Source organism: Pseudomonas putida, assembly GCF_001976065.1.
GTDB classification, from domain to species: domain Bacteria; phylum Pseudomonadota; class Gammaproteobacteria; order Pseudomonadales; family Pseudomonadaceae; genus Aquipseudomonas; species Aquipseudomonas serbica.
Genome location: NZ_MNAH01000003.1, coordinates 167,419 through 190,853 on the forward strand (window position 1 = coordinate 167,419; position 23,435 = coordinate 190,853).

Annotated in this window: 26 protein-coding genes, 1 other RNA gene and 1 pseudogene; 12 read left to right on the top strand and 16 right to left on the bottom strand. The window is 52.0% G+C overall.

The genetic code is table 11. The features are described 5' to 3' along the window. Positions 1 to 360 precede the first annotated feature (360 nt). Both BKX96_RS11865 and BKX96_RS32245 read left to right on the top strand, forming a co-directional pair. Positions 361 to 984 carry a hypothetical protein gene (locus BKX96_RS11865; protein ID WP_077183988.1) on the top strand — a complete coding sequence of 208 codons (624 nt, stop codon included), beginning with the start codon at positions 361 to 363 and terminating at the stop codon, positions 982 to 984. Between the two features lie 171 nt (positions 985 to 1,155). Next, positions 1,156 to 1,887 carry a hypothetical protein gene (locus BKX96_RS32245; protein WP_143512422.1) on the top strand — a complete coding sequence of 244 codons (732 nt, stop codon included), beginning with the start codon at positions 1,156 to 1,158 and terminating at the stop codon, positions 1,885 to 1,887. A gap of 79 nt (positions 1,888 to 1,966) precedes the next feature. Here BKX96_RS32245 and BKX96_RS11875 read toward each other — a convergent pair whose 3' ends face one another. Next, positions 1,967 to 2,149 carry a hypothetical protein gene (locus BKX96_RS11875; RefSeq protein ID WP_077183990.1) on the bottom strand — a complete coding sequence of 61 codons (183 nt, stop codon included), beginning with the start codon at positions 2,147 to 2,149 and terminating at the stop codon, positions 1,967 to 1,969. Between the two features lie 114 nt (positions 2,150 to 2,263). Here BKX96_RS11875 and BKX96_RS11880 point away from each other — a divergent pair, with 114 nt between their 5' ends. The 8 genes from BKX96_RS11880 to BKX96_RS11905 all read left to right on the top strand — a co-directional run bounded on the left by BKX96_RS11880 (position 2,264) and on the right by BKX96_RS11905 (position 8,183). Further along, a complete protein-coding gene (locus BKX96_RS11880; protein WP_077183991.1) occupies positions 2,264 to 2,530 on the top strand; it encodes a helix-turn-helix domain-containing protein in 267 nt (88 codons plus the stop codon). Positions 2,531 to 2,602: 72 nt separating this feature from the next. Next, positions 2,603 to 2,818 (top strand): hypothetical protein, encoded by a 216-nt coding sequence (locus BKX96_RS33210; RefSeq protein ID WP_077183992.1) that lies wholly within the window; start codon positions 2,603 to 2,605, stop codon positions 2,816 to 2,818. Between the two features lie 148 nt (positions 2,819 to 2,966). Beyond that, positions 2,967 to 3,539 (top strand): recombinase family protein, encoded by a 573-nt coding sequence (locus BKX96_RS11890; RefSeq protein ID WP_077183993.1) that lies wholly within the window; start codon positions 2,967 to 2,969, stop codon positions 3,537 to 3,539. 265 nt (positions 3,540 to 3,804) lie between these two features. After that, positions 3,805 to 4,176, top strand: a complete 372-nt coding sequence (locus BKX96_RS32250) for a Rap1a/Tai family immunity protein (protein WP_143512423.1) — start codon at positions 3,805 to 3,807, stop codon at positions 4,174 to 4,176. Between the two features lie 85 nt (positions 4,177 to 4,261). After that, positions 4,262 to 4,648: a Rap1a/Tai family immunity protein gene (locus BKX96_RS32255; protein WP_143512424.1), complete on the top strand. Its 387-nt coding sequence runs from the start codon at positions 4,262 to 4,264 to the stop codon at positions 4,646 to 4,648. A 141-nt stretch (positions 4,649 to 4,789) separates the two neighbouring features. Then, the gene (locus BKX96_RS11895) at positions 4,790 to 6,148 is read left to right on the top strand and encodes a hypothetical protein (protein ID WP_077183994.1); all 1,359 of its coding nucleotides are present in this window, start codon (positions 4,790 to 4,792) and stop codon (positions 6,146 to 6,148) included. A gap of 224 nt (positions 6,149 to 6,372) precedes the next feature. After that, the gene (locus tag BKX96_RS11900) at positions 6,373 to 7,332 is read left to right on the top strand and encodes a DUF2971 domain-containing protein (protein ID WP_077183995.1); all 960 of its coding nucleotides are present in this window, start codon (positions 6,373 to 6,375) and stop codon (positions 7,330 to 7,332) included. A 23-nt stretch (positions 7,333 to 7,355) separates the two neighbouring features. Next, positions 7,356 to 8,183 (top strand): metal-binding protein, encoded by an 828-nt coding sequence (locus BKX96_RS11905; RefSeq protein WP_077183997.1) that lies wholly within the window; start codon positions 7,356 to 7,358, stop codon positions 8,181 to 8,183. Positions 8,184 to 8,220: 37 nt separating this feature from the next. Here BKX96_RS11905 and BKX96_RS11910 read toward each other — a convergent pair whose 3' ends face one another. From BKX96_RS11910 to BKX96_RS11930, 5 genes are all read right to left on the bottom strand, one after another. Beyond that, the gene (locus BKX96_RS11910) at positions 8,221 to 8,667 is read right to left on the bottom strand and encodes a DUF4352 domain-containing protein (RefSeq protein WP_077183999.1); all 447 of its coding nucleotides are present in this window, start codon (positions 8,665 to 8,667) and stop codon (positions 8,221 to 8,223) included. A gap of 3 nt (positions 8,668 to 8,670) precedes the next feature. Further along, a complete protein-coding gene (locus BKX96_RS11915; protein WP_077184001.1) occupies positions 8,671 to 9,126 on the bottom strand; it encodes a hypothetical protein in 456 nt (151 codons plus the stop codon). 347 nt (positions 9,127 to 9,473) lie between these two features. Beyond that, positions 9,474 to 9,570, bottom strand: an RNA gene (ffs, locus tag BKX96_RS11920) — signal recognition particle sRNA small type. Positions 9,571 to 9,842: 272 nt separating this feature from the next. After that, complete coding sequence (locus tag BKX96_RS11925; RefSeq protein WP_077184003.1) at positions 9,843 to 10,694, bottom strand: urea carboxylase-associated family protein; 852 nt, start codon at positions 10,692 to 10,694, stop codon at positions 9,843 to 9,845. Positions 10,695 to 10,709: 15 nt separating this feature from the next. After that, positions 10,710 to 11,363 carry a GntR family transcriptional regulator gene (locus tag BKX96_RS11930; protein ID WP_077184005.1) on the bottom strand — a complete coding sequence of 218 codons (654 nt, stop codon included), beginning with the start codon at positions 11,361 to 11,363 and terminating at the stop codon, positions 10,710 to 10,712. Positions 11,364 to 11,537: 174 nt separating this feature from the next. Between BKX96_RS11930 and BKX96_RS11935 the strand changes: the two genes are divergently transcribed. After that, on the top strand, positions 11,538 to 12,110 hold the full coding sequence (locus tag BKX96_RS11935) for a TetR/AcrR family transcriptional regulator (protein ID WP_046819447.1): 573 nt from the start codon (positions 11,538 to 11,540) through the stop codon (positions 12,108 to 12,110). Here the strand turns inward: BKX96_RS11935 and fabF are convergent. From fabF to BKX96_RS11950, 3 genes and pseudogenes are all read right to left on the bottom strand, one after another. Continuing rightward, positions 12,091 to 13,365 carry a beta-ketoacyl-ACP synthase II gene (fabF, locus tag BKX96_RS11940; RefSeq protein ID WP_077184007.1) on the bottom strand — a complete coding sequence of 425 codons (1,275 nt, stop codon included), beginning with the start codon at positions 13,363 to 13,365 and terminating at the stop codon, positions 12,091 to 12,093. The two genes, BKX96_RS11935 and fabF, sit on opposite strands and share 20 nt — an antisense overlap. Before the next feature lie 31 nt (positions 13,366 to 13,396). Continuing rightward, positions 13,397 to 14,191 (bottom strand): SDR family NAD(P)-dependent oxidoreductase, encoded by a 795-nt coding sequence (locus BKX96_RS11945; protein WP_077184009.1) that lies wholly within the window; start codon positions 14,189 to 14,191, stop codon positions 13,397 to 13,399. Positions 14,192 to 14,425: 234 nt separating this feature from the next. After that, positions 14,426 to 14,881, bottom strand: a pseudogene (locus BKX96_RS11950) (group II intron maturase-specific domain-containing protein); the annotation flags it as partial. Between the two features lie 249 nt (positions 14,882 to 15,130). On the opposite strand from BKX96_RS11950, the gene BKX96_RS11955 reads away from it, so the two are divergent. Then, the gene (locus BKX96_RS11955; protein WP_046819444.1) at positions 15,131 to 16,321 is read left to right on the top strand and encodes a hypothetical protein; all 1,191 of its coding nucleotides are present in this window, start codon (positions 15,131 to 15,133) and stop codon (positions 16,319 to 16,321) included. A 56-nt stretch (positions 16,322 to 16,377) separates the two neighbouring features. On the opposite strand, the gene BKX96_RS33700 is transcribed toward BKX96_RS11955, so the two are convergent. From BKX96_RS33700 to BKX96_RS11985, 7 genes are all read right to left on the bottom strand, one after another. After that, the gene (locus BKX96_RS33700; protein ID WP_508607231.1) at positions 16,378 to 16,620 is read right to left on the bottom strand and encodes a hypothetical protein; all 243 of its coding nucleotides are present in this window, start codon (positions 16,618 to 16,620) and stop codon (positions 16,378 to 16,380) included. A 252-nt stretch (positions 16,621 to 16,872) separates the two neighbouring features. Next, positions 16,873 to 17,208: a ComEA family DNA-binding protein gene (locus BKX96_RS11965; RefSeq protein ID WP_046819443.1), complete on the bottom strand. Its 336-nt coding sequence runs from the start codon at positions 17,206 to 17,208 to the stop codon at positions 16,873 to 16,875. A 111-nt stretch (positions 17,209 to 17,319) separates the two neighbouring features. Next, positions 17,320 to 19,314 (bottom strand): polysaccharide biosynthesis protein, encoded by a 1,995-nt coding sequence (locus BKX96_RS11970; protein ID WP_077184013.1) that lies wholly within the window; start codon positions 19,312 to 19,314, stop codon positions 17,320 to 17,322. A gap of 364 nt (positions 19,315 to 19,678) precedes the next feature. Then, complete coding sequence (locus tag BKX96_RS11975) at positions 19,679 to 20,857, bottom strand: DegT/DnrJ/EryC1/StrS family aminotransferase (protein WP_046819558.1); 1,179 nt, start codon at positions 20,855 to 20,857, stop codon at positions 19,679 to 19,681. An 84-nt stretch (positions 20,858 to 20,941) separates the two neighbouring features. Then, on the bottom strand, positions 20,942 to 21,568 hold the full coding sequence (locus BKX96_RS11980) for an acetyltransferase (protein ID WP_046819442.1): 627 nt from the start codon (positions 21,566 to 21,568) through the stop codon (positions 20,942 to 20,944). After that, positions 21,565 to 22,161, bottom strand: a complete 597-nt coding sequence (locus BKX96_RS32995) for a sugar transferase (RefSeq protein ID WP_046819441.1) — start codon at positions 22,159 to 22,161, stop codon at positions 21,565 to 21,567. Before BKX96_RS32995 ends, BKX96_RS11980 begins: the two co-directional genes overlap by 4 nt. A gap of 48 nt (positions 22,162 to 22,209) precedes the next feature. Further along, complete coding sequence (locus BKX96_RS11985; RefSeq protein WP_046819440.1) at positions 22,210 to 23,430, bottom strand: glycosyltransferase family 4 protein; 1,221 nt, start codon at positions 23,428 to 23,430, stop codon at positions 22,210 to 22,212. Positions 23,431 to 23,435 lie beyond the last annotated feature (5 nt).

Below are 23,435 nucleotides of genomic sequence, written 5' to 3' on the forward strand. Positions count from 1 at the left end.
AAAGATCGGACAAACTAATGGTTTCCATCGACTACATACAGTCATGTTCCCCGCCAACCCCAATGTTTATAAGACATATCAGCCATCTGGACTAAGCAAATGCGTTTCCCTCTCTCTGGAAAGTAGTTTTTCCAAACTTTTGATTCGTAAATGTCAAGCCGCAGGGGTTACTTTTTCGCAGGATTCGTGTAGTATTAACAACCTGCTTCAGTGAGCAGAACAGACATTTTTAAGCCTCCGCCGCGACCACCAAATTGGTGCCTTGCAAGGGGGCTTTATATTGCCTGCGATTTATCAACTAACCGGCAGCCACCCAAGAGGAATTGCCTACTGAAATGAACTGATATAGGAGAATGAATAATGGCACCTAACTGTCCAGCTTTTACCGCAACACCCTTTCTTCACGTCGATGGACTGTTAATCAGTTCAGAAACCGGCGAAATCCTCGGCTACGATGATAAGCCCTCCGTTTTCTCCGAACGCCCTGAGCACCAACCCGAACTGAGCAAGTGCCGGAGTGCTGACGACCTAAGCGCGTTCATGAAGCATATTGACCGACGCAAGCTGCCTGCACATACGCTGCACTCACTGATCGATGAACAAGATATTGCCCATGGCGTATGGCGCCGTACAGGCGTGGACTGCCGTATCACTCTGCCGATGATGAACACCCTTCGTACGCTGCACGAACTGGTTCAGTACCACAACGTCATCATCTTGCCTCAAGCGGATCTGGCGAAAGCACTGAGCACAACAGAATCGAACCTGATGAAAAAGCTGAACACCTTGATCAATGCCAACATGGTACAGGTCAGCACATCAAGGAAAGGTGACATTCGCAAGGGCGAGATCAAGCTGGTGATCAATCCTAGACTGATCTTCCGGGGCGATGATTACGCGCAAGAACGGTACATGAAGGACTGGTATCTGAACCAAACTGGCGACAGGCTGCCCTCAGTCAAAGTCACACTAGTTGCAGCATAGCTTCACGTAACTTTCTCGAGAAAACTACGTAAAAATCCCGCCGCAAGCCCCGTAATTAAAGGGCTTGAGCAAATTCCTATTATTAAAGAAGACCTTTCGGCGGGCATGTCGAACATACCTCAATCAAAAAGAAGAGGAATACCACCACCAACAACACAACAAGGAGCCCATATGTTCATGATATACGAAACACAAGCAACAGAATCCCTTCCTTCTCTTGGTAAGGGTTCAAGAACACGAACCCCAGACTACGCACCAATAGAATTTACGATACCAAAACCAGTCACCGACACATTGAAAAGTGATTTGTTGTTCGGTGTGGGCATTGACGATTTCAAAGACGCTTCCGGTGCAGACGACTGGTCGTACAACGTTTGGCAGAGAATGTTTGATTGCTGTTACAACGAAAACTCAACAAGGTCTCGTGCAACCTACGCTGATTGCACCGTAGCACCCTGTTGGTATAGATACTCTGACTTTAAGGCGTGGTTTGACCAGAACTCCATCGTCGACTACCAGTTGGACAAAGATATTCTTGTACCGGGTAACAGAATCTACAGCCCTGATACCTGCTGCTTCGTACCTCCGAGCATTAATATGGCAGTGCGATGGAGAAGGAAAACACCTCGATCAGGGTATCCGGGAGTAACCATGTTTGGCGGCGGATTCCAAGCCGATATTATGCACAAGGGATCAAGCCAGATCGGAGAATGGAGAACGGATGCTTTGGAAGCCCACTGCGACTGGCAGAGATTGAAAGCTGATGTGATTGACGATCATCTTCGTGATTACCTGCGAGAAATTGCACCTGATCTTCGCGTCGTACGAGCATTGATTAAGTACGCTGATCGGCTGCGGTCCAATGCTGACGCGATGACTCCTACATTCCAGTATCAACAGTAGTAAGCAAAGGAGCGATAGCCTGCACAGCTTTCGCTCCCATTCGCGGGCACAACAGATTGGATTTTAGTGAGTTCCAGCCTTACCGATTGCTCATCAACTGCTTGATCTGTTTGTCGATCTTGCGATTGTGCCAGTCATTCGCACGCATCGTCATACCCCACACGAACACCCAAAGACCGCACGTCACGACGCACATCAGCAGGTGCAGGATGTGATTTGTGGTTTTCTTCTGACTGGTCAGATAGTAGAGCTGATCGTTCATGATTGGTCTCTGCTTGGAGAATAGGAAGGCGTAGAAGCAATAGTTTTATCTGAATTTCAGATATCTGAAAACCGGATATAGGTTGCAAGGCTCCCAACCGAAGCCATCCAGCCAATGCCCAAAACGATCCATAGACCCGAACACGCAGTTCTACTGACCCTACTGAAGAAGCACAGGAAAGCAGCCGCCCTGACGCAGGTTGAGTGCTCAAAAGCTTTGGGGCGTCCACAGTCATTCATAAGTGATGTTGAAAGCGGTACACGTCGCTTGGACATCGTGCAGCTTCATGACCTGTGCAAGGTACTGGGAATCGGGCTGGTCGAACTGATCATAGAGTTTGAAAAGTCATTGCCGGTAGATTCAGCCACGGCAGCTCAATAACGAGTTGAAGTGAGTCGCCCAGTCATCCATGCACTGGACTACGATCTCTGCACCTCTTCAAGGACGTCAACCATGCCGGACAATACAGCCGCACATATAGCGACAGCAGATGTGCTAACCCTCCTGCTCCACAACCAACACGCGTTAGCCGCTGCAATTGAAGAAGTGGCCCTATGGGCTAAAGCCAGTGGCTCATGCGAAGTCCATGAGAACGCCGTGACTGCATTGGAAACTCTCGATGCGAACGCGTCCGCCATCACAGCTGGAATTTTCAAACTTAGGCAGTAAACGGCCACTCATTGCCGGGCTCATTAAACGGTCGTTAAACGATACGCTCCAGACAGGCGGTATTAGGCATCATTAAATTAGCCTTTGTTAATTGTTGATACCTCGATACACTGATACTACGTTAAATGATCCCTTGGAGCTGACCGCCATGTCCCGCACCTTCCTTTATGCACGAGTATCCACATCCAACCAGTTCACAGAGAACCAATTGCAGGAAGTGAAATCTGCCGGGTTTGATGTACAGGCGAGCCGTGTGGTGGAGGAAACCATTTCAGGCAGCATTGCAGCCAAAGAACGCCCCGGCTTTCAGAAGCTGCTTGATCGTATGGAATCTGGAGACGTGTTGATCGTTACCAAGCTAGACCGTTTAGGCCGTAACGCCATGGATGTACGCGCTACAGTTGAGCATCTGGAGTCGAGTGGTATACGTGTCCACTGCTTGGCCCTTGGTGGCGTAGACCTCACCAGTGCAGCAGGCAAGATGACCATGCAGGTGCTGGGTGCTGTGGCAGAGTTTGAACGTGATCTGCTGATCGAACGTACCCAAGCAGGGTTAGCACGAGCCAAGACTGAGGGTAAGAAGCTGGGGCGTCCTGAAGCTCTCGACACAACAGCCGATGTGCAACGCCTCAAGGCCAAGGACATGACACAAGCTCAGGTAGCAGCAGACCTCAAGATTGGTATTGCCACAGTTAAACGCCATTGGAACAAGGTTGTCTGAACCTCTAGGGGCTCTGAGGGGGCACAGGGTTATTATGAAATTACGAACGTTTCTCCTTTGGCTGGTCGCACAGCGTTAAACACCCCTCGCACAAAACCTCACTTTCCAAACCTCACACCCCTCTCACCCCCTCAGCTTATATTTCCCAATCAAAAATCAAGAACAAGCCCAAGGTGCGTAGCGTTCGCGGCGCGGGGGATAGAAAATCATCCAGCTTTTACCCTGCTACAGTTAGCTCACTGTGATGGCCTGCCTTGGGTGTCCCATGAGAACGCATACCATAGCGACTACATTAGCTCTAGCCGTGATCCTTCATAGCCCCGGTGCAGCGGCAGACGGCAATACTCTTCTGAGAGACTGTCAATCTACCGTTGAACTGTATGATAGCGATGGTGCTTCAGGAAATGCTTTAAACTCCCAATACTGTCTCGGTTCAATTAATGCTGTTGGGTCTTTATCAGTTCTGTTGAATGGTGCTATCTCCAAGGAGAAGCAGTTTTGCCTGCCTGGGAATACCACTAATATTCAAATTGCTCGGATTGTTGTTAAATATATCAATGACCATCCGAACGAAATGCACTATCCTGAAGGCTATCTAGTCATTGGGGCATTCCAAGATGCTTTTCCTTGTAGATAATCGCCTTGCATGAAGTTTATCTACTATGGTGGGCGGGTAAGATGTTGTCCAATTTATCTCTGTCGAGCTATATAAGGGATAGGCTATGAAGGCTTCAATAATCGCGGCGATAACCACAGCACTATTAACAGTTCTGCCTGTTTCGGGAGATGTGAAGGCTTCAGAGCTAGACGGCAACGGGCTGTTGCTGCACTGTCAGGCGTTAATTAAGTGGAACGAAAGTTATGGTAAGGTTGGCGATCATTTTGATGCAGGCAACTGCCAAGGTGTTCTTGTAGGAACTATGTCATTACTCCCAACAATTGATAAAGGGCTTTCGCCTGCTGAGCGGGTATGTATGCCTAATTCTGTTAGTTATGTGCAAGCAGCTCGTATTGTTGTGAAGTGGTTAAAAGAGAATCCCAAGTATTTAGACGAGCCACCCGGATTGCTAGTAATTCTCGCACTCAGGGGCTTTTATCCCTGCTCATAGTTAGAGTAGTAGTCGCTCAAGCGCACTTTGGCTATGAGGTTAGAAAAGTTTTTAGTTGAGGCTGCTTAATTAAATTTTCTTCTGCTACAATGGCCTCTGCCGCGCTATAACAACATAAATTGATCGCTCTAAGGAAAAGGAATGTCGCACGAAAATCTGCCCTTGGCTGAGAAGGTAAAGAAGACAAGTGCCCGTTGGAATCCTCTGCGGAAGATTGATACTCTGGGTCAGTTCGATTTCAATACATGTGTGGTGATGCTTGACTCATTGGAAGCCCACAATGTACAAGGGATTTCTCTGGCGGATTTAGAATCGGAAAAGAAATTTGACTTGATGAGCTACGCGCGCTACGCGAAAGCTCTTGTTTTGGCCGTGCATGAATACACTCACTTTGTCGACTCAACCTCTACTCTTTGGGGATTGCGGCATCTCAGGACGCTGAATAGTGCATTTACTTGCGAATTGACAGATGAGTCGAAATTTCATGTGATGCGAACGTGCTACAACCACCTCAAACGGATTAAGCTTCCTGACTATTACACAACTGTCACCAAGGAATATGATACTGGCCGTCCATGGCAATGGCGGCCTACTTCTGGTAAACAGTTCCGTCATGATGGAAAGCCGGGTGAGCGACCGATATTCTTCATCCGCTTCTTCAACGAAAGATGGGAGCCTATTGTTCGTTCTCCGATCTCTACGATATCCCTGCTTGAAACTTGTGCCATGGCTGCCGAGTTGGATGCCACAGCCTCGTTGATAAAGCGAATTGAGGATGAGGGTGAGCGAACTGTTCAAACTAAGCTGCATGAAAAAGAAACAATGGAGTATCTCTACAATGAAAATCATACCGAATACTCAGTATGCGCTCATCTAGTAGCCAATAGGTTTAATTCATCTGAGGCAAGCATTAGCTTCTTGGCATCCTCTATTATCGCTAGAGTGGTACTAAATTCAAGTGAAAGTGTATACCGATCGATCTTGAGAAATATCCAAACCTTCTACGATGTGGTTGGGTTGCGTAATGGGCAACCAGAAGCCAAACCAATTCGTCGGGGTTTAGAAAACTACGACCCTGGGGTGTTGTTTTACGTCCTATGCATGAGCATGGATAGAAATTCTCTAGACAATCTGCAGAGCTTTGGATTATCTCTTGTAACTACACTGTTGCGATTTGGCATTCATTACGAGAAAGATTATGAGGCAACGGCGCTAGTTGAGGGTGCAAGCATTGCCGTTAAACTGCAATCGAGCCCCAACAAGACTATCGTGAGCATGGCAGCGGCAGGGTTTCATAACTTGACTTATACCCTTGGTAACTATGGTGCAATGAATTTGCAGCACATGAATTTGCCACCCGTATTGCTGGGGGATAGTGCCACTCATCATTTCCATGACGTTGAGAAGAACTCTTTAAGCAATATCGATGTTGATAAATCATACTATGAAATGCTTGAGGGCCAGCTCCAGATGGAGTTGTTCGGTGACGCCTGTATTTAGAATTGCAGCTTCGTGAAGGGGGCTGTGGCTTCCTTCTGCTGTATGGGCCATTTGCCTTGAGCAATGATGGCCCTTTGATATTCTCAGGTATGACTGATGGCGTGAAGGGTAGCTTAGGGAGCGTGGTTACGACTTTACTCAAGTGACAGTGTAAAGCTGTCGAGCCCTCGCGTTTTAGGGCTTATCTGTGCATTTTTGACATTTTCAATAAGGACGATTACAAAATGAGTTTCAATGAACAGATTCAGTCTGTGATGTGGGGCGACCTAGATGAAGAGAACGATTTTCCGGCTCAACGCCCGTTGCTCGCTCATTATACTTCCGTAGCAGTACTAGAAGCGATGATGAGTAACAACGAGATATGGTTTTCTAACCCACTTTACATGAATGATTTGGAAGAGCTTCGTTTTGGCATGGTAGAAGGTGCGCATGCATTTCGTACTAGTCAAGAGTTGAAGTCGGCTTTTCAAGATGATCAAGCATTCGATACGATGATGGAGTACTTCAATAATCTATTCGAGGCGTTCGAAACGAAGCACGCGTTTGATACTTATATCATGTGTTTGGCAAAGCATTCGCCAGAGAACAATGACGGTCTTTTGTCAATGTGGCGTGGATATGGCGCTGGTGGTAGCGGTGTAGCTATTATATTCGACACCACCAAAATTTCGTTTTCGGAATCTTCCCCTTTTATCATTGGCGCTGTGCACTATGGTACACGTGAAGACCGATTGGAATGGATTGCAACTAAGATTAAAGGCTTGGCTAAGGTAATAGCCGGGGCAGCACTTAGTGATGAAGAGCTTTTCTATATTGCGTATTATTGGATCGAGCGCCTGAAAGTTTTCGCACTCTTCACAAAGCACAGTGGTTTTCATGAAGAGCAAGAGTGGCGTATTGTCTATATGAGCGAGCGTGATAAGGGCGAGAAGCTTAAGGGCATGCTCGGATATGCGATAACTCCAAAGGGGGCTGTCGAGCCGAAACTAAAATTCCAAGTGAAGCCTTTGGAGGGTTTGTTTGGAGAGCACCTTTCATTAGAAGGTATTGTAGACAGAATTATCCTTGGGCCAACCACTTCGACGATGCTAGCCGCTACTGCCGTCAAACGAATGTTGAGTCATAGGGGAAAAGATGGGCTGGCTGAGAAGATCGTAGCTTCGTCTATTCCATTTCGCTCTTGACTGCCCGCAGAAGGAGTGATGCGATGGGGGATTTCACCAAGCGATTAACCGAACGACGCATGCACACTGAGATTGCCCAAGGCTACTGCTTGATTTGCGGTAACTATGGCAGACTCAGTTGGGATCATGTTCCGCCACAGGGAAGCATCACGATTACTAAGGTTGAGCAAGTGCATCTAACTGAAGTGATGGGCATTGATCCGATCCCAGTTAAAGGCGTGAAGTCACCTAATGGCAGTAAATTCAAAACCATCTGCAAAGCCTGCAACAGCAATCATCTGGGATCAAATGACCAAGAGGTGGCGAGGGTCTATAAGGAACTCACCACACTTGTAGCTCATCACTTTGCTTACGCCAGTAATCACCTGAATTACGTCACGCTACCATTTGATTCTGTGCGGTTCTGTCGTGCAATGATAGGGCACGTGCTGTCAGCTACAACTGTTGATGAGTGTAAAAGAGAACCAATAGAGACACCATATTTCACACCGCTGCAAAAGTTTGTTATGGGTGATACTGCCGCCATCGATAGCACTCATGATTTGTATTGCTGGTTCTATCCTCATCACCATCATCTGAGTGCCAAGATGTTTGCGTTCAAGAATAGAGGAAACATATGCACTATCAGTGTACTCTCATTCTTCCCGCTGGCATTTTCGATTACCGAAAAGGGTAAAGGAATTTACCCATCAGGGGCCACTAAAGTTGAACTCACTGACGACAGGCTGTATGTGAATTTGTCGTCAGGGCATTTCCCATATTCAGGCTTTCCATTTACTGGTTTGTCAGGTGACCAGATGATGTTGATGTCGAGTGCCCAAGCGATTGTTAGCTACCCAATCAAGGATTGACGGCTTGTGTGGTGTGAGGGGTTGGTCGACAGTAACATCATGCCGAAGGTAACCGCGTACACCAAAGCCTCTTGTCTTCAGCGTTTCTGCCCGGCTTCCAATAAACGTCACCACTCAACTCATTGGGAACCCTGTAGACAATCTTCGTTGTGAGCTTGATGAAGGGGTTCAGAGATCGCAATCGGATGCCGTACCCTTCACTCATTACCGATTCCGTGGTGTCAAATTTATAATCCTTGCCGTCCTTCCTGATAATCAGACTTCCCTCAAATGGAAGTCGGCCCTCGTTGTCAGTATTCTTAAAAGTGGCGTTCACCGTTAGATAACGCGCATCAGCATCGGGCTTTAAAGCGGTGAAGCGATTGCCAGTATCAATGGAGTTACTGAGAGTGCAATCATTTACAGTCACGTCGAAATATCCAACTTGCGCCTGCATGCCAACCCGCTTCTCCTCAAGCCCCTTCAGGTAAGTTGTGACATACATGTTTTAGGCATTGGTCGAGGTGTTTGCCATGGAACCTACACGGCATACACCTACGTTGTAGGCGTCCGCTGAAAGTTTTCGCTCTTTAAGCGCAGCTCTCAATGCGGTGTTAGCCTCATCGAAGTCATGCCCCATCAGCCAACCCATGGATTGCTTGCGGGATAGTTCTTTGAGCCTCATCAAATCAGCGTTGAACTCCTTTCCCTTCCGTTGGGCATAGAAGTCTCCTAAAACGGTGTCGTTACCAAGAGCAAACCCGAGGGACTCGGCAGTCATCAACGTTTTCTGGACTGAGAAAAGGAACTCATTTTCTTCTGTAGATAGGCCACTTCCATCAACTAGAACTTTGTCGCAGTCTGGCAGCACCTGCTTATTGGCGTTCTTCTTCGTAGCTGCGATGGATAATCCGGGTACTGCAAGACAGATCATCAGAGTAATCGCGAAGCGACTGGTACGCATTTCAAATCCCTTTGGACGGCCTTAAGTGATGGCCAAAGCGTATCCAGATGGCACCTTGCCAACAACAAATTTCACTTGGATATTGATTACGGATGACTCGAATACACCCAGAGGGGTGGGCTGGATGATGCTAGCGTGGGCACGACCGCGATAAACCTTAGCCCCCGCCTAGCCCCGGATACTCAACAACGACAACGCAGCTCAATCGGCCGTAATGGCGAGATGAAAATGATCAAGGTAAGATTGCGGACACAGTCCACCACTTAGGTGTACCTAAACGCTGTCACACTTCGAGATTTTAGACTGACAAATCCTTGTTAAACCAAGGACTTAGAGATAGGTGGTAACCCCACCAGCCACACCCCGGCACACAATGTCACCGCTGCGGCTGCTCCCTTCCAGGCCTGACCGGGTTCACGGCTGATCGTTGCGGGGGGACCGATGGGGTCACCATAACGACGCTCACCTGACGGCGAGCCGCGCCATTGTACCTATCTGAGACGAAGTTACAACCGTTCGAGCGGATTAAAAAATATGAGCGGGTTCAAGGACATGCAATGGGCTTGAAAATCTCGTAGTGAGTTGGGCGGCGGACCTGATCGTGATCTGTACGCATGACCCTGTAGGAGCTGGCTTGCCAGCGAAGGTCGTCAACGATAACGCGTGTTAACTGGTTCACCGCACCGCTCTTGCGTTATTCGCCGGCAAGCCAGCGCCTACATTTCCCAATCCGCCTTGGCAATCTGCAACCCATGCAACCCCTTGTACGACGCTCGCTCCGGCTGACTCCAGCCTTCGAGCAACGCATCGTCCAGTCGATAGATCTCCACCCCCAGCGGCCGGCACACGCTCAGCGGGTCCTGGGCATCCGGCCCCCACATGGCCAGCGACAGATCACCACCCGGGCAGGTCGACAAGGCACAGAGCAAATCAATCTCGGCGAAGAACTCCAGGTAATCGCCCTTCTGCGCCGGACAGGCCTTCATGAAGTACATGTCGTCATGATTGAGCCCCGTGCACTGGAAAATGTTCAACACGTCATGCACGTCGAATTCGGTCAAGCCGTGGGGCAGTACCGCGCGGGTCAGGTTGGAATGACAGTGATGATGGAAGTCCTCGCCGGTGAGCATTTTGTTCACGTACGGGTCACAACGGGTACCCAGCAAGTCGTGCAGGCGCCCGCCATGTTCATCGATGCCGTACGCGGCGAGGCTGTCGTCGGTGATGGTCACCAGCGGCCGCAAAAAAGGCAGGTTCGACCAGAGTCGGTCGTGGGTGCTGACATGCGCGCCCTGCAATTGCCGGGTGCGCGCTGCCCACAAGCGTTCGCGCGGATCGTTGGCATTCCAGACATTGAAATCCCCCACTTGTGGCCCGACCGGCGTGGTGACGCGAAACACATGCCCAGCCGGGACCTTCCAGGCACGGCCTGTGCGAATCGGCACTTCGAACGACTCGATCAGGGTGCGCCCGTCCTTCGCGTCGCGAACCCGCTCGTAGAAGGCCTTGTCCACCTGCAAGGCCGAGCCTTTGCTGACTTGATAGGCCGCCGGATAGTCTTTGTACATGGCACAGTTCCTCGATCAGTGATGGGAAGCAGGGGCAAGCATTTGCAACAGCAAGTGTTCGGAATCATCGAGATACAGGTTCATGGCCTCTGCGGCCCCGCGCCGGTCACCCTCAGCGAGCAACTCATGGATCTGCCGATCGCGAGCCAGCCAGGGCGCCTGGAATCGTGATTCATCGGGGGCGGTGCAGAACACCAGGCGTAACTGCGCGACGACGTTAGTGAAGAACTCGTCAAACAACGTACTGTGTAACAGCCCGACGATATGCTGGTGAAAGGCCAGGCCATGGGTGCCGACGGCGCGCCAGTCCTCGCGCTCCCGGGCCAACTCGGCGGCCTCCAGGGCCTGGCGCATGCGGTCGGACTGGCACTCGCGCAGGGGCCGAGCGGTACTGATGGCCTGCAACTCGAGCGTGCGGCGAACCTGGAACAGGTCTCGCACATCCTCGATCCCCAACCGGCGAACCATCACCCCCTTGTTGCGCACATAGCGGGTCAGCCCCTCCTGCCCCAAGCGATGCAGGGCCTCGCGAATGGTGTTGCGCGAAGCGTTGTAGGCGGTCACCAGATCGCTTTCCACCAACGCCATGCCCGGCAGCAAGCGCCCACCAATGATGTCGCCTCGTAACTCCAGAGTGATCTGATCGGCCAGTGACAGTCCGCTGCTCATGCCTCATACCTCGGATTGTTCAACAATCGGTAAAGAATGAGTAATCACTATTCGTGCCATATTTCATTGGCGTTTGGATCAAGTTCGACGCATCTGCATGCTTTTTAGAAATAGAAGTACAGTCACCATCCAATTTTCATTGGTTAATATGGCGCATTGATGTGGAGATATCAGATGCGTTACTCGCAGGACCATAAAGCCCAGACCAACAAACGCATCATCAAGGAAGCTTCCGTGCGCTTTCGCCGAGACGGCATTGGCGCGACCGGCCTGCAGCCCCTGATGAAAGCGCTGGGCTTGACCCACGGAGGCTTTTACTCACACTTCAAGTCCAAGGATGAACTGGTGGAAAAAGCGTTACAGGCCGCCGGGGATGAAGTGGACGTCCGATGCGCCGAGCTGTTCGCCCAGGACCGTCCGCTGGAGGCGTTCATCAATGCCTATCTGTCCGAATGGCACCAGACTTCGCCCCACGAAGGCTGCCCGCTGCCGACCATGTCGTCGGAACTCGGCCTGCGCGGCCAGCCGAGCCCGACTTCAGACGCGGTACTCCAGGCACGACTGCGCCAGATTCAAGGCACGCTCGAGGGTGAAAACACCGAGCACCGCAGCATCGTCATCATGTCCACACTGATCGGCGCGCTGTTGCTATCGCGCAGCGTCGAGAACCCCGAACTGGCCGCCGAGATTCTCGAGGTGACACGCACCTGGCTCAATCTGTCCGGGACTAGCCAACCCAGCGCTTGAACAGCACGCTGGCATTGACCCCGCCAAACCCGAAACCGTTGGACAGCGCGTACTCGATCGCCATCGGTCGAGCCTGGCCATGGACAATGTCCACGCCCTCGGAAGCCGGGTCCGGGTTATCGAAATTGAGGGTCGCCGGCACGATCTGATCGCGGATCGCCAGCAACGTGAAAATGGCTTCGATGCCACCGGCGGCACCGAGCAAGTGCCCGGTGGCCGATTTGGTCGATGTCACCGCAATGCCGTTGTTCGCACCGAACAGTGCCTTGATGGCAGCCAACTCACCCAGGTCTCCCACTGGCGTCGAAGTAGCGTGCGCATTCAGGTGCTGAACCTGCTCCGGCGAGATTCCTGCCTGCGCCAATGCCAATGACATGGCGCGACGAGCGCCACTGCCATCCTCAGGCCCCGCGGTCAGGTGATAGGCATCAGCACTGGTGCCATAACCGACCACTTCTGCCAGGGGCTGAGCGCCCCGGGCCAAGGCATGTTCCAGGGATTCAACCACCAGCAGGCCCGAACCCTCGCCCATGACAAAGCCATCGCGGTCCCGATCGAACGGTCGCGAGGCGCGCTCCGGGGTGTCGTTGAACGCGCTGGACAAGGCACGCGCCGCCGCAAAGCCGGCCAGACTGACCCGATCGATCGCCGCCTCCGCCCCGCCACACACCGCAATATCCGCCTCGCCGCAACGAATCAGCCGCACCGCATCGCCAATGGCCTGGACGCCGGCCGCACAGGCCGTGACCGGCGCACCCAGCGGGCCCTTGAACCCATGCTGGATCGACACATGACCCGCCGCCAGGTTGACCAGGAACGAAGGAATGGTGAACGGCGACAAACGTCGCGGCCCGCGGCTGTCCGTGGTGCGCACCGCATCGGCAATCGCGCCGAAACCACCGACGCCGGAACCGATGATGGTGGCCGTGCGCTCCTGGGCCTCGGCGGTTTGCGCCTGCCAACCCGCTTGCTCGATAGCCTGACGCGCCGCCTCCATGGCAAACAGGATGAACCGATCCATCTTCTTCTGTTCTTTGGGCGCAGTAGCCCGATCAGGGTCGAAACCCGCCTCAGGATCCTCTGCCAGCGTCGGCACTGCCCCGCCGACACTGGTCGGCAGGTCCGCCACCACCTCGGCTGGCAAGTTGCGCAGCCCTGAACGCCCGGCCAACAGCCGCGTCCAGACCGCTTCGACGCCACTACCCAGGGGAGACACCAGCCCCATGCCTGTCACTACCACTCGACGATCACTCATACCGCAACCACCTCATACCGGTTCGCCCGCGTCATTTGTAACGCGCGGCAGCCTTGCTTTTGGAAAGGTTAGGCGCCATGACGAGACGCGCCGCCACAAATGCATCCCAGTCGCCCGCATTCGGCAAGGAAGGAATGGTCACCAACTCACCCTGATCCAGACCCGCCAGGGCCGCATCGACCATCTCCCCCGCCTCCATGACCATCTCCTCGGGAATCTGCGAAGCATCGATACCCGAGCGCTCCCAGATCTCGGTACGCGTCACCCCTGGCAACACAGCCTGGACCTTGACGCCGGTGCCGTCGAGCTCGGCGTTCAGCGACTGGGTCAGACTCAACACATACGCCTTGCTCGCGCTGTACGTCGCATTAAAACGCTCGGGAAACAACGCCACCACCGATGCAATGTTGATGATCGTACCCCGCCCCGCCTTGGCAAAACCCGCCGCCGCAGCCGACGCCAACCGCGTGACCGCCGTGATATTCAATTGAATCATACGCTCCAGCTGGTCCAGATCGGCATTGGCCAACAACCCATCCGCCGCCACTCCCGCATTGTTCAACAACAGGCTGATGCTCGAATCACTGCGCAAACGCTGCTCAAGCTTCAGCACGTCATCCCTCCGCGTCAAATCCGCCCTGAGCACCTCGACCTGCACACCATGGGCATCACGCAACGCGCTCGCCGCCGCTTCAAGCCGCTCCAGATCACGAGCGACCAACAACAAATCAAAACCACGCGCCGCCAGGCGCTGCGCGTAGATAGCGCCGATACCGGATGAGGCGCCGGTGACGAGGGCGGTGCCTTGGGACTGAAGGGGAGTCATGTGGTTGCTCCTTGGAAATGCCAGAGGAATGGATAGATAGGCGCCAGATCTCAGCGCGTTTGAGCGGACAGGTTATTTATTATATGCATAATTTATTTGCTGTATGATAGCCGTAATTTTTTCAGTGCCGACGAAAGGCAAAACCTCGCAGCAATGCCCCAGAATCGAGTAGGAGGCGGATTTACATCCGCCGTCCTCTCACACCACCGTACGTACGGATCCGTATACGGCGGTTCAAGCTATGCGATTAAGCCGGTTAACCGTATCCAGTATTGAGACCAGTCCAACCTGATCCCACAGTTTCTTCGGTAGCGCTTGATTCATATGTGCAGCGCCGGAGCTCCACCATGGGCCACGGCCATTGAACGCCGATATGCAGGCGCGCCCCCTGCTGAGCCCTAGGCGTATCAGGTTACGAGCTCTTGTTGAGGGCTGCTTCCATTGACGCCAGACGGCGCAGCGCAGCTTACGACGCACCCAACCATCCAGACTTTCAAGGGGCCGCTTGCTCTGACTGAGTTTGAAATAGCCTGCCCAACCACGAAATACAGGATTTATTCGCTCAATGTCGGTTGCCATCTTGCAACCCCGCGCTCCGCGCAGTAGGCCTCTAAGTCGGTCGCGCAAACGATCCAGGCTCATTGTTGCCACTCTCAGTCTCGGCTGCTGATGCCAGCTCATCCCATAGCCTGGCTACAGGATAGCGGCATATGCCGTTTATGGAGCATCTTGGTAGAAGACGTGGTAGCCGATAGTCAGGGTTCGCTTCGCCCATAGCTCTCGCCCCATCAGGACTTGGCTTTGCCGTCGCTCGCACTCCCCAACATAGAACGCTGTGATTCACCAAATGATGATCGGAGGGGCCGAGATTGCAGTAGAACGACCCCAGATAATCCTCTAGAATTTTGGGCTGCCAAAATTATAGTGGATTAGAGACGCATGACGAGGCGTAAAACAGCAATAACATTAGCCCTGATAATCGCCGGAATCGGCAGCATCGGTTATTTAATATACGACGAGTTCACACGCACAAAAACGATTGTTTTCCGCCAGAACCCTGAACCCATCCGAGTTGCACACGACGTAAGCATAACGAAGGTTTCCATCAGCGTGCCAGGCTTCAAGTACGGTGGGTTTGCTGACTATTGCATCGGAACCTGGCGGAAGGAGTCTGATCCCTACCCAGTTAAGTATCCGATATTAGGTCGCGGCGGTTTCTTGGAGCCTTTGTGCTTTAACACCGTGAGGACGAAGGCAACCCCCGGTTGGGTTTATCCTACGGGCCCAGTGGAAGGTCCCGTATTTGTTCCCGCTGGAGATTGGAACCAATTTGTCGATCTAACGGCATCGCCAATTTATGTCCCTAAGGGCACATTGCTTACCTGCAACTCGCTTGGCACCGTTAGTTCAGTTCTTCCTTCCGGGAGTATGGATGGCACCTGTACCATTGAATACACGCGGTACAAGCCCAACTCCCCTCGATATCGCTTCCTGCGCCTGCCCTACTACGACCAGATGTTTAGCGCAGATGAACCGATGGCCCCGTCATATTTCCAAAGCTACGCCGGCGGTAAGCCTTTAAATATCGTGAGCGCTGTCGCCTACATCGGGAACAACCTTCATACCTCGGCAATGGATGCCTGCCTTACTCATGAGAGGAATGGCAAGGTGATCGAACGGTTCTGTTTCCCGCCATCCGATCAGGACTCACCTGGCCAGGTTCCTGTTAATTGGACAATTAATGACGGCGAGCGGTTGAGCCTCGAATGTAATTACCCGCCAGAAGACAAGGTCAGCTCAGGTGATTGCGCTATTTATCTAGTTGCAGAGTTGCCCGAAAATCTGGAACTGTCGCCCGAGAACGCTTTCCGTGATTATGGTGAAGTGCCGCGTGACTACATCCCTGTTTGGTGTGAGAAAACAGCCAATACCCTAAAAACAGAAGTCATCCACAATCCGATGCTTTGCCTATCCAAAGAGGGCGCCGTTTGCTCTTTTGAAGAGAAAATGGCGAACTGCCTTGAAACTTTCGACAATAGAGCACATTCGAAGGCCTCGTGCATGAAGGATGATTCGTGCTTCACTTCGTCTTCGATCGCACGATTTTTCAGCGCACTCCAATTTTGGTAGTCAATAACGCAAAGCATTCCTCGCACTCCCCCTCACTAGCACGGTGTGCCGGAACACTATTTCGGCACGCTCGCCAGTGGGTTAAACGAACGCTCACACGCTAACCCCGCTATTATGGATAGGCAATAAGCCTTTACCAGCTCTCCCGCTCTTTTGACAGCCCGCTGGAACAAGTCAGAGGTCCATTGGGGCGCGGGTAGCTGCCTTGCTTCGTTCGATAGCTGCGGAATTTCCGGCGGCGCAGCTTGCACTGGTACCCACTTTTCCTGCTTGAAAGCGCACCCACTCGCCAGCAGCATCAACGCCTACACCGTCAGCACTTGCAATAGCCTGTTGTTGCCTCGCATCATTTACCAACTGGTTGATTGCCACCAGGGTTGCTCTTCGAATCGGCTTTCACTTTCAGTAGCGGTCCCTTAAAAGACTTTCACTTCTAAGTCACCAGCGAGGCTACCAAAGCCAAGTTGGTTGTGCCAACGAGCAACGCGCGATACCTGGCACACAAGCCAAAAAGGCCGGTCAATGACCGGCCTCCAAGGCTTACCACAAGTTTAGTTTACCTGAAGCTTCTCGCGATTCTTATCCAGGAGCGCCTTGCCGAAACCCTTCACTTCGAGCAACTCGTCGACGGATGCAAACGGGCCATTACTTTCACGATACGCAACAATCGCCAAAGCTTTGGCCTCCCCTACCCCGGACAACTCACGCTGCAAGGTCGGCGCATCGGCCTTGTTGAGATCCACCTTTGCGGATTGCGCACCCGCCGAAGCCTCCATCGCCACCGGAGCCTTGGACACTTCCGTCTTGGCCGCAGGCGCGGCGTTAGCAGGGATAGATAGACTGGTGAGCAGGGCAAAAACCAGGGAATAGAAATAGCCTGTAGGCATAATGACGCTCCATGACATCAGTTGAGGAAGCAGCTTTTTCTCAGCTGCTTCCTCAAGTTAGGCGATGTAGGGAAAGAGTCAAAAGTGTGTCTGTTGCCGGATGTGAGACAATCAGGGTTCGAGGCGACGCTGCTGGTAAATCCAGTCGACGATCTCACCGTCGGGGGCGTATCCGCTCACGGTTTCGCGCAGGAGTTGGCGAACGCGCGCGTAGTCATCGCGCTCAACGGCGCTTAGTAATTCGCTAAGTTTTGCCTTTAGTACGTCCCACGGCAAATGATCCTCGCTTGCGCTCATTATCATTGGGTGCTGGGTCGCGCTAACGTTGTCACCGATCAACAACTCTTCGTACAGCTTCTCGCCGGGACGAAGCCCCGTGAATTCGATGGAGATGTCGCCATGCTGGTTTTTTTCAGAACGAATACTCAATCCGGATAGATGAATCATCTTTTCCGCAAGCTCAACGATCTTCACAGGTTGCCCCATGTCCAGGACGAAAACATCGCCACCCTGCCCCATCGAACCTGCCTGAATCACTAGTTGTGCTGCTTCAGGAATGGTCATGAAGTAACGCGTGATTTTCGGATGAGTGACGGTGAGCGGACCACCTGACTTTATTTGTTTGTAAAACAGCGGAATTACCGAGCCAGACGAGCCCAGGACATTACCAAAACGCACCATGGTAAAACGGGTCTTATTGACATGGGATACGTTAGTGGTATCGCCGAATAATACTGGGGCCAACTCTCGACTCAGAGCCTGAAGTGTCAACTCCGCGAGACGCTTGGTACTGCCCATGACATTGGTAGGCCTTACAGCCTTATCCGTTGAAATCAAGACAAAGTTGGCAACACCTGCTTTGAGTGCCGCCTGAGCAGTGTTAAGCGTGCCGATAACATTGTTGAGAACACCTTCGGCTATGTTGTGCTCGACCATAGGCACGTGCTTATAAGCCGCAGCATGGTACACAGTGTCCACATGCCAGGTTTTCATGACGTCCAGCAATTTATCCGGGCTGCGCACTGAACCTAAAATAGGTAAGAGGCGCACTGATAGAGACTCACGAGTAATTCGTTGCTCGAGCTCGGACTGGATGTCGTAAAGATTAAATTCACTGTGCTCAAATAGCAGTAGCGCCGTCGGACCCAGCGTTAGAATTTGCCGACATAGTTCCGATCCAATTGACCCCCCCGCCCCCGTGACAAGAACTGTTTGACCCTTGATACAATGCTCAAGTAGATCCCCTTGGGCCGGAACGGCATCTCTCCCCAAGAGGTCTGCGATGTCCACCTCCTGGATATCGTCGACTTTTACTCGGCCGCTGGCTAAATCCATAAAACCGGGGACGCTTCGAACGTGCAGAGGGAAACCTTCTAGGAAACCAAGAATCTCGCGACGGCGACCTCGACTGACAGACGGGATTGCCAATAGAATTTCCTGAGCGCCGTTGTCATCAATCATCTGCTGAATATGTTTGGGTTTGTAAACCTGCAGCCCTGCAATAATACGATTACCGATGCTGCTGTCATCATCAATAAACGCGACGGGACGCATAATCCGCCCCATACGTAATGCCGCAACTAATTGGTTTCCAGCAGCTCCAGCACCATATATCGCAACCTTGGGTAGTCCGTCATCTCGATTGGTAAAAGGTACGTGCTGCACCGCAGAAAACCAATCTCCCAAAAAATATTGACGCATAGCCAATCGCAACCCACCCACCATGATTAGGCTTAACCACCAATAGTTGAAAACCACTGAACGCGGAACAATAGTCTGGTGATTGCTGTATAGGTATACGACTACGCCAAGGATCAAAGCAGACAAGCTGACTGCCTTGATAATCGTGATCAACGCATCATTCCCGAAATACCGCATTACGGCGCGATACATCCCGAAACGAATGAATAAAGGAATGGCGACTATCGGAGCACTTAAAAACAACCAGGAATGGACAATGAGTGGGTTGACCATATCATCAATGCCGAGGCGCACCAAAAAGGCTAACCACAGGGCGGCCCACACTAGCACGACGTCAGTTAAAACCTGAATGAGTCGCTTCTGACGACGTGGTAGCCCCAGTAACAGTGCGCGTAACTTATCCATAACTCCGTCGTACACCTCGAACCGCTCCCCTATTGATCGTGTTGACGAGTGAACGTCCCCTGACGCACTCGTTACTTGAAAATCTATGAATCAGGTCTCCAAAAATCTGAAAAACCAGTTGCGCCATTAAGGGGGCTGAATGCAATCGCCAATCCACCAGCGCGCGGCCTGTGCTCGGAATGCAAACTGGAGCCGTTGGAACCTACATCAGACTGCCGCCAGAGCATTACGCTCTCTAGCGTCTTACTGCCATCTAAGCCGAAACTTCAGGCAAATTTACAACCTGAATGGAAAAATTGGGATCAGGCCTGCACCCGGCAAGACACTGATCCGTTCCCCAGTAGATTGTAAGACAAAAACCAGCCTAGAGCTTTACAGCTTGCTGCATGACACTACGAATCGCATCGCAAGTCTTTGCGATTTCGGCTTCAGTCAACGTCGGATGCACCATGAACATCAAGCTTGTCTCACCCAACTCTTGTGCGACAGGCAGGCGAACATCCGGACGCCAACCAGTATCATCGAATGCTTTCTCGAGGTACACCTCAGAGCATGAGCCCGAAAAACATGGCACGCCAAGGGCAGAAATCTCGGACAGGATACGATCACGACTCCAGTCAGCTTTTAGTTGTTCTGGCTCTACGAAGACATAGCATTTATAGGCTGCGTGAGCGCAATCATCGGATACTGCTGGAACGCGAAGCCCTTTGAGCTGACGAGCCTGGGACCAAATTTGTTCCGCATGATTGATTCGACTGGAACGCCATCCAGCCATACGGCGTAGCTGAATACGACCGATAACCCCTTGCACTTCGAGCATTCGCCAGTTCGTACCAAAGCTCTCATGCAACCAACGAAAGCCTGGCTGGTGCTCGCGCTCGTAGATAGCTTCCCAACTCTTGCCGTGATCCTTGAACGACCACATTTTCAGCCAGAGGGCTCGGTCATTGGTCGTGACCATGCCACCCTCACCCCCGGTAGTCATAATTTTGTCCTGGCAAAATGACCAGGCGCCGATATGACCAATGGAACCTACAGAACGCCCTTTATAGGTTGCTCCATGTGCTTGAGCGCAATCCTCGATCACCTTGAGGTCATGGAGTGCTGCAAGCTCCATGATCGGATCCATATCGCACGGCCAGCCAGCCAGATGCACGCAGATTATGCCTCTGGTACGAGGAGACAATACGGCCGCTATCGTCTGCGCAGTTATGTTCTGGGTATCGCGGTCGACCTCGGCAAATACCGGAGTCGCACCTGCGTTGACAATACTTGAAACTGAGGCAAGAAAAGTACGAGGAGTAACGATCACTTCGTCTCCCGGCCCGATTCCAAGCGCCACCAGGGCTAGATCCAAGGCAACGGTGCCGTTCGCAAGGGCAACGGCATACTCTGTACCCGCCCACTTGGCGAACTCTTTCTCAAACTCGCGGCATTCCTGTCCGGTCCAATAATTGACCTTATTGGAAAGCACTACGTCGCGAACGGCATCAGCCTCTTCTTCTGTGAACGAAGGCCAAGGAGAAAATGGGGTATTCAACACGTTTTTACCTGCCATCCATAATTAAAAAAGAGCCGTCGAAAAATCAAACGGCCGATCAGTCACGCGCATCCGATGGTCGTACACTCAGGATCCTGCAATCGTTCGGGCGGGTACCCCTGCGACAATCATGTTATCAGAGATATTGCAGATGACTGCTGCCCCGGCTCCCACCATCACATTCGAGCCGATGGTGAGCAGTTGCCTGACGGAGGCACCGATACCAATCCAGCTTCCGTCACCAACGCTTACAGTGCCTGCCAATCGAGCGCCCGGACTTATATGCACGCACGCCCCAAGCACGCAGTCATGATCAACGCTGCAGCCGGTATTTAGAATCGCTCCTTCGCCAACCGTCGCGTCAGCATTGACGACCGCAGAGGCAAACACCACCGTTCCAGCACCGATCCTGGCGAATCGGCTAATGGTCGACGAAGGATGCAACAACACAGGAAGATGCGCGCCAGACGCCTTCAGCTGATCGATTTTAATTCGGCGAACTCTATTGTTTCCTATCGCAACCAGGACACCTTCAAATTCCTTCACTCGATTGAGCAAGTCCTGGGTCGTTCCCACAACCGGCCAAATCCCTATGGAGGACAATTGAGGCCATGCATCATCAAAGAATTCAATGACGCTCCACCCACAACTGTCTGCCGTGTCCGCGACGACCTTGCCATGCCCACTTGCCCCAAGGATTGCCAGCCTTTTCATTTTTTAGACCCGGTGAATTTTGTCATCGTGACCTCTCCTTCTGCGCTGATCCCATCCCTGATCAACACTTTCTTGATGGTGAGGAAGATGATTTTCAGATCGAGCCAGAGTGACTGATTGTCCACGTACCACACATCCAGTTTGAATTTCTCTTCCCAGGACAGTGCGTTACGCCCATTAATCTGGGCCCACCCGGTAACACCCGGGCGCGCATCATGCCTTCGAACCTGAACATGGTCGTACAGAGGCAGATACTCCATCAATAGCGGGCGCGGGCCCACCAGGCTCATGTCACCCCTTATGACGTTCCACAACTCCGGCAGTTCATCCAGGCTACTGGATCGAAGAAACCTGCCAAAATCTGTCATGCGCTCAGCATCGGGCAGTGGATGACCGTGGGTATCAAATGCGTCCCGCATAGTGCGAAACTTGATCATTTCAAAGGGCTTACCCCCAAGACCTGGCCTGACTTGCCGAAACAAAATCGGCGACCCTAATCGCTTGCGAATCAGGTATGCGACGATCGCGATTACGGGAGACAATAAAATCAACCCCAAGACGGAGGCCACAATATCGAAAAGGCGCTTTAACATCGAAAGTCCTTGAATACAGCTTATCGTTGTAGAAAAACCCATTTGAATTCATTTCGACAAACGCTTGAAGTGCTCTCCAAAACGCTCGACACCGACACGCAAGCTGAGCTCTTTGTGATAGAACGTGAGCCCGTTCTCAGCCATCTGATTACGCTCTTGCACCGTCATTTCCATCAAAGCCAGGACTGCATCCGCAAGCGCTTGCGGATTGTCTGACTCACTCACGACACCACAACCGGCCTCACCGACTAGATCGGCAGCATCACCGTCCACAGCCATCAAGATAGGCTTTCTTGCGGCCATGTATGCCTGGGTTTTAGAGGGGATCGTGATGGTGAACAATGGGTCTTTTTTCAGATGTACCAACAAGGCATCGGCATTGGCTAGATAAGCACCCACCTCTGACATGGGAACAGCCGGTAAAAAATATACATTTTCTAGATTTTCGCTTTTCGCCAATGACTCCAACCTGGCGGCTTCAACCCCTCCACCAAGGAAGATCATCGCTACTTGGCTATGCTTCTCCTGCAACAATCTCGCCGCAGCAATGACCGTATCCAGTGACTGTGCCTTCCCCATATTTCCAGCGAATAGAATCCGAAACTTTGTCGTGACTGGAAAGTTTTTCGGCGGACTATCAGACGCTGCACCAACCATTCCTTCCGCGCACCAGTTATAAATGATATCGATCTTATGCGAAGGCACTCCTCGCTCGATCAATAATCGCTTGAAGCCAGGAGACAACACTACTATTTGATCAACTTGGTCATATACCCAATCGCAGACGCGAGAGACAACTTTCAAAAGCTTTTCGTTTGAAAACATCCCCGTGGCCTTGAGTGTGTCTGGCCACATATCCTGAATATCGTACACCACCGGTATACGCCGAAAAAAACGGACGAGCGCAGCTGCAATACCTACCGTCAATGGAGGGTGGTAGGCATAAATGACGTCTGGCTTTTTTGCACGAAACAGGCCATAAAACAAAATACTGGCAGCAAAACTAATGTAGTTCAAGACTCGACCGATACCACTCTGCCCATGACTTGGATATAGTGGTACGCGTGTTACATGGACACCGTCGATGAACTCTCGCTGCAACAGTTTTATTTTGAAGCCTGCATACAACTTACCACCGGGATAATTTGGGAAGCCAGTGACAACCTCGACATCGAAACCCTGCGCAACTAGTTCTCGAGCAAAAACCAGACCTTTGAATGTTGGCTCAGGATCAAACCACTGGGTGAATAGTAGAACACGAATGGCCATTCGTA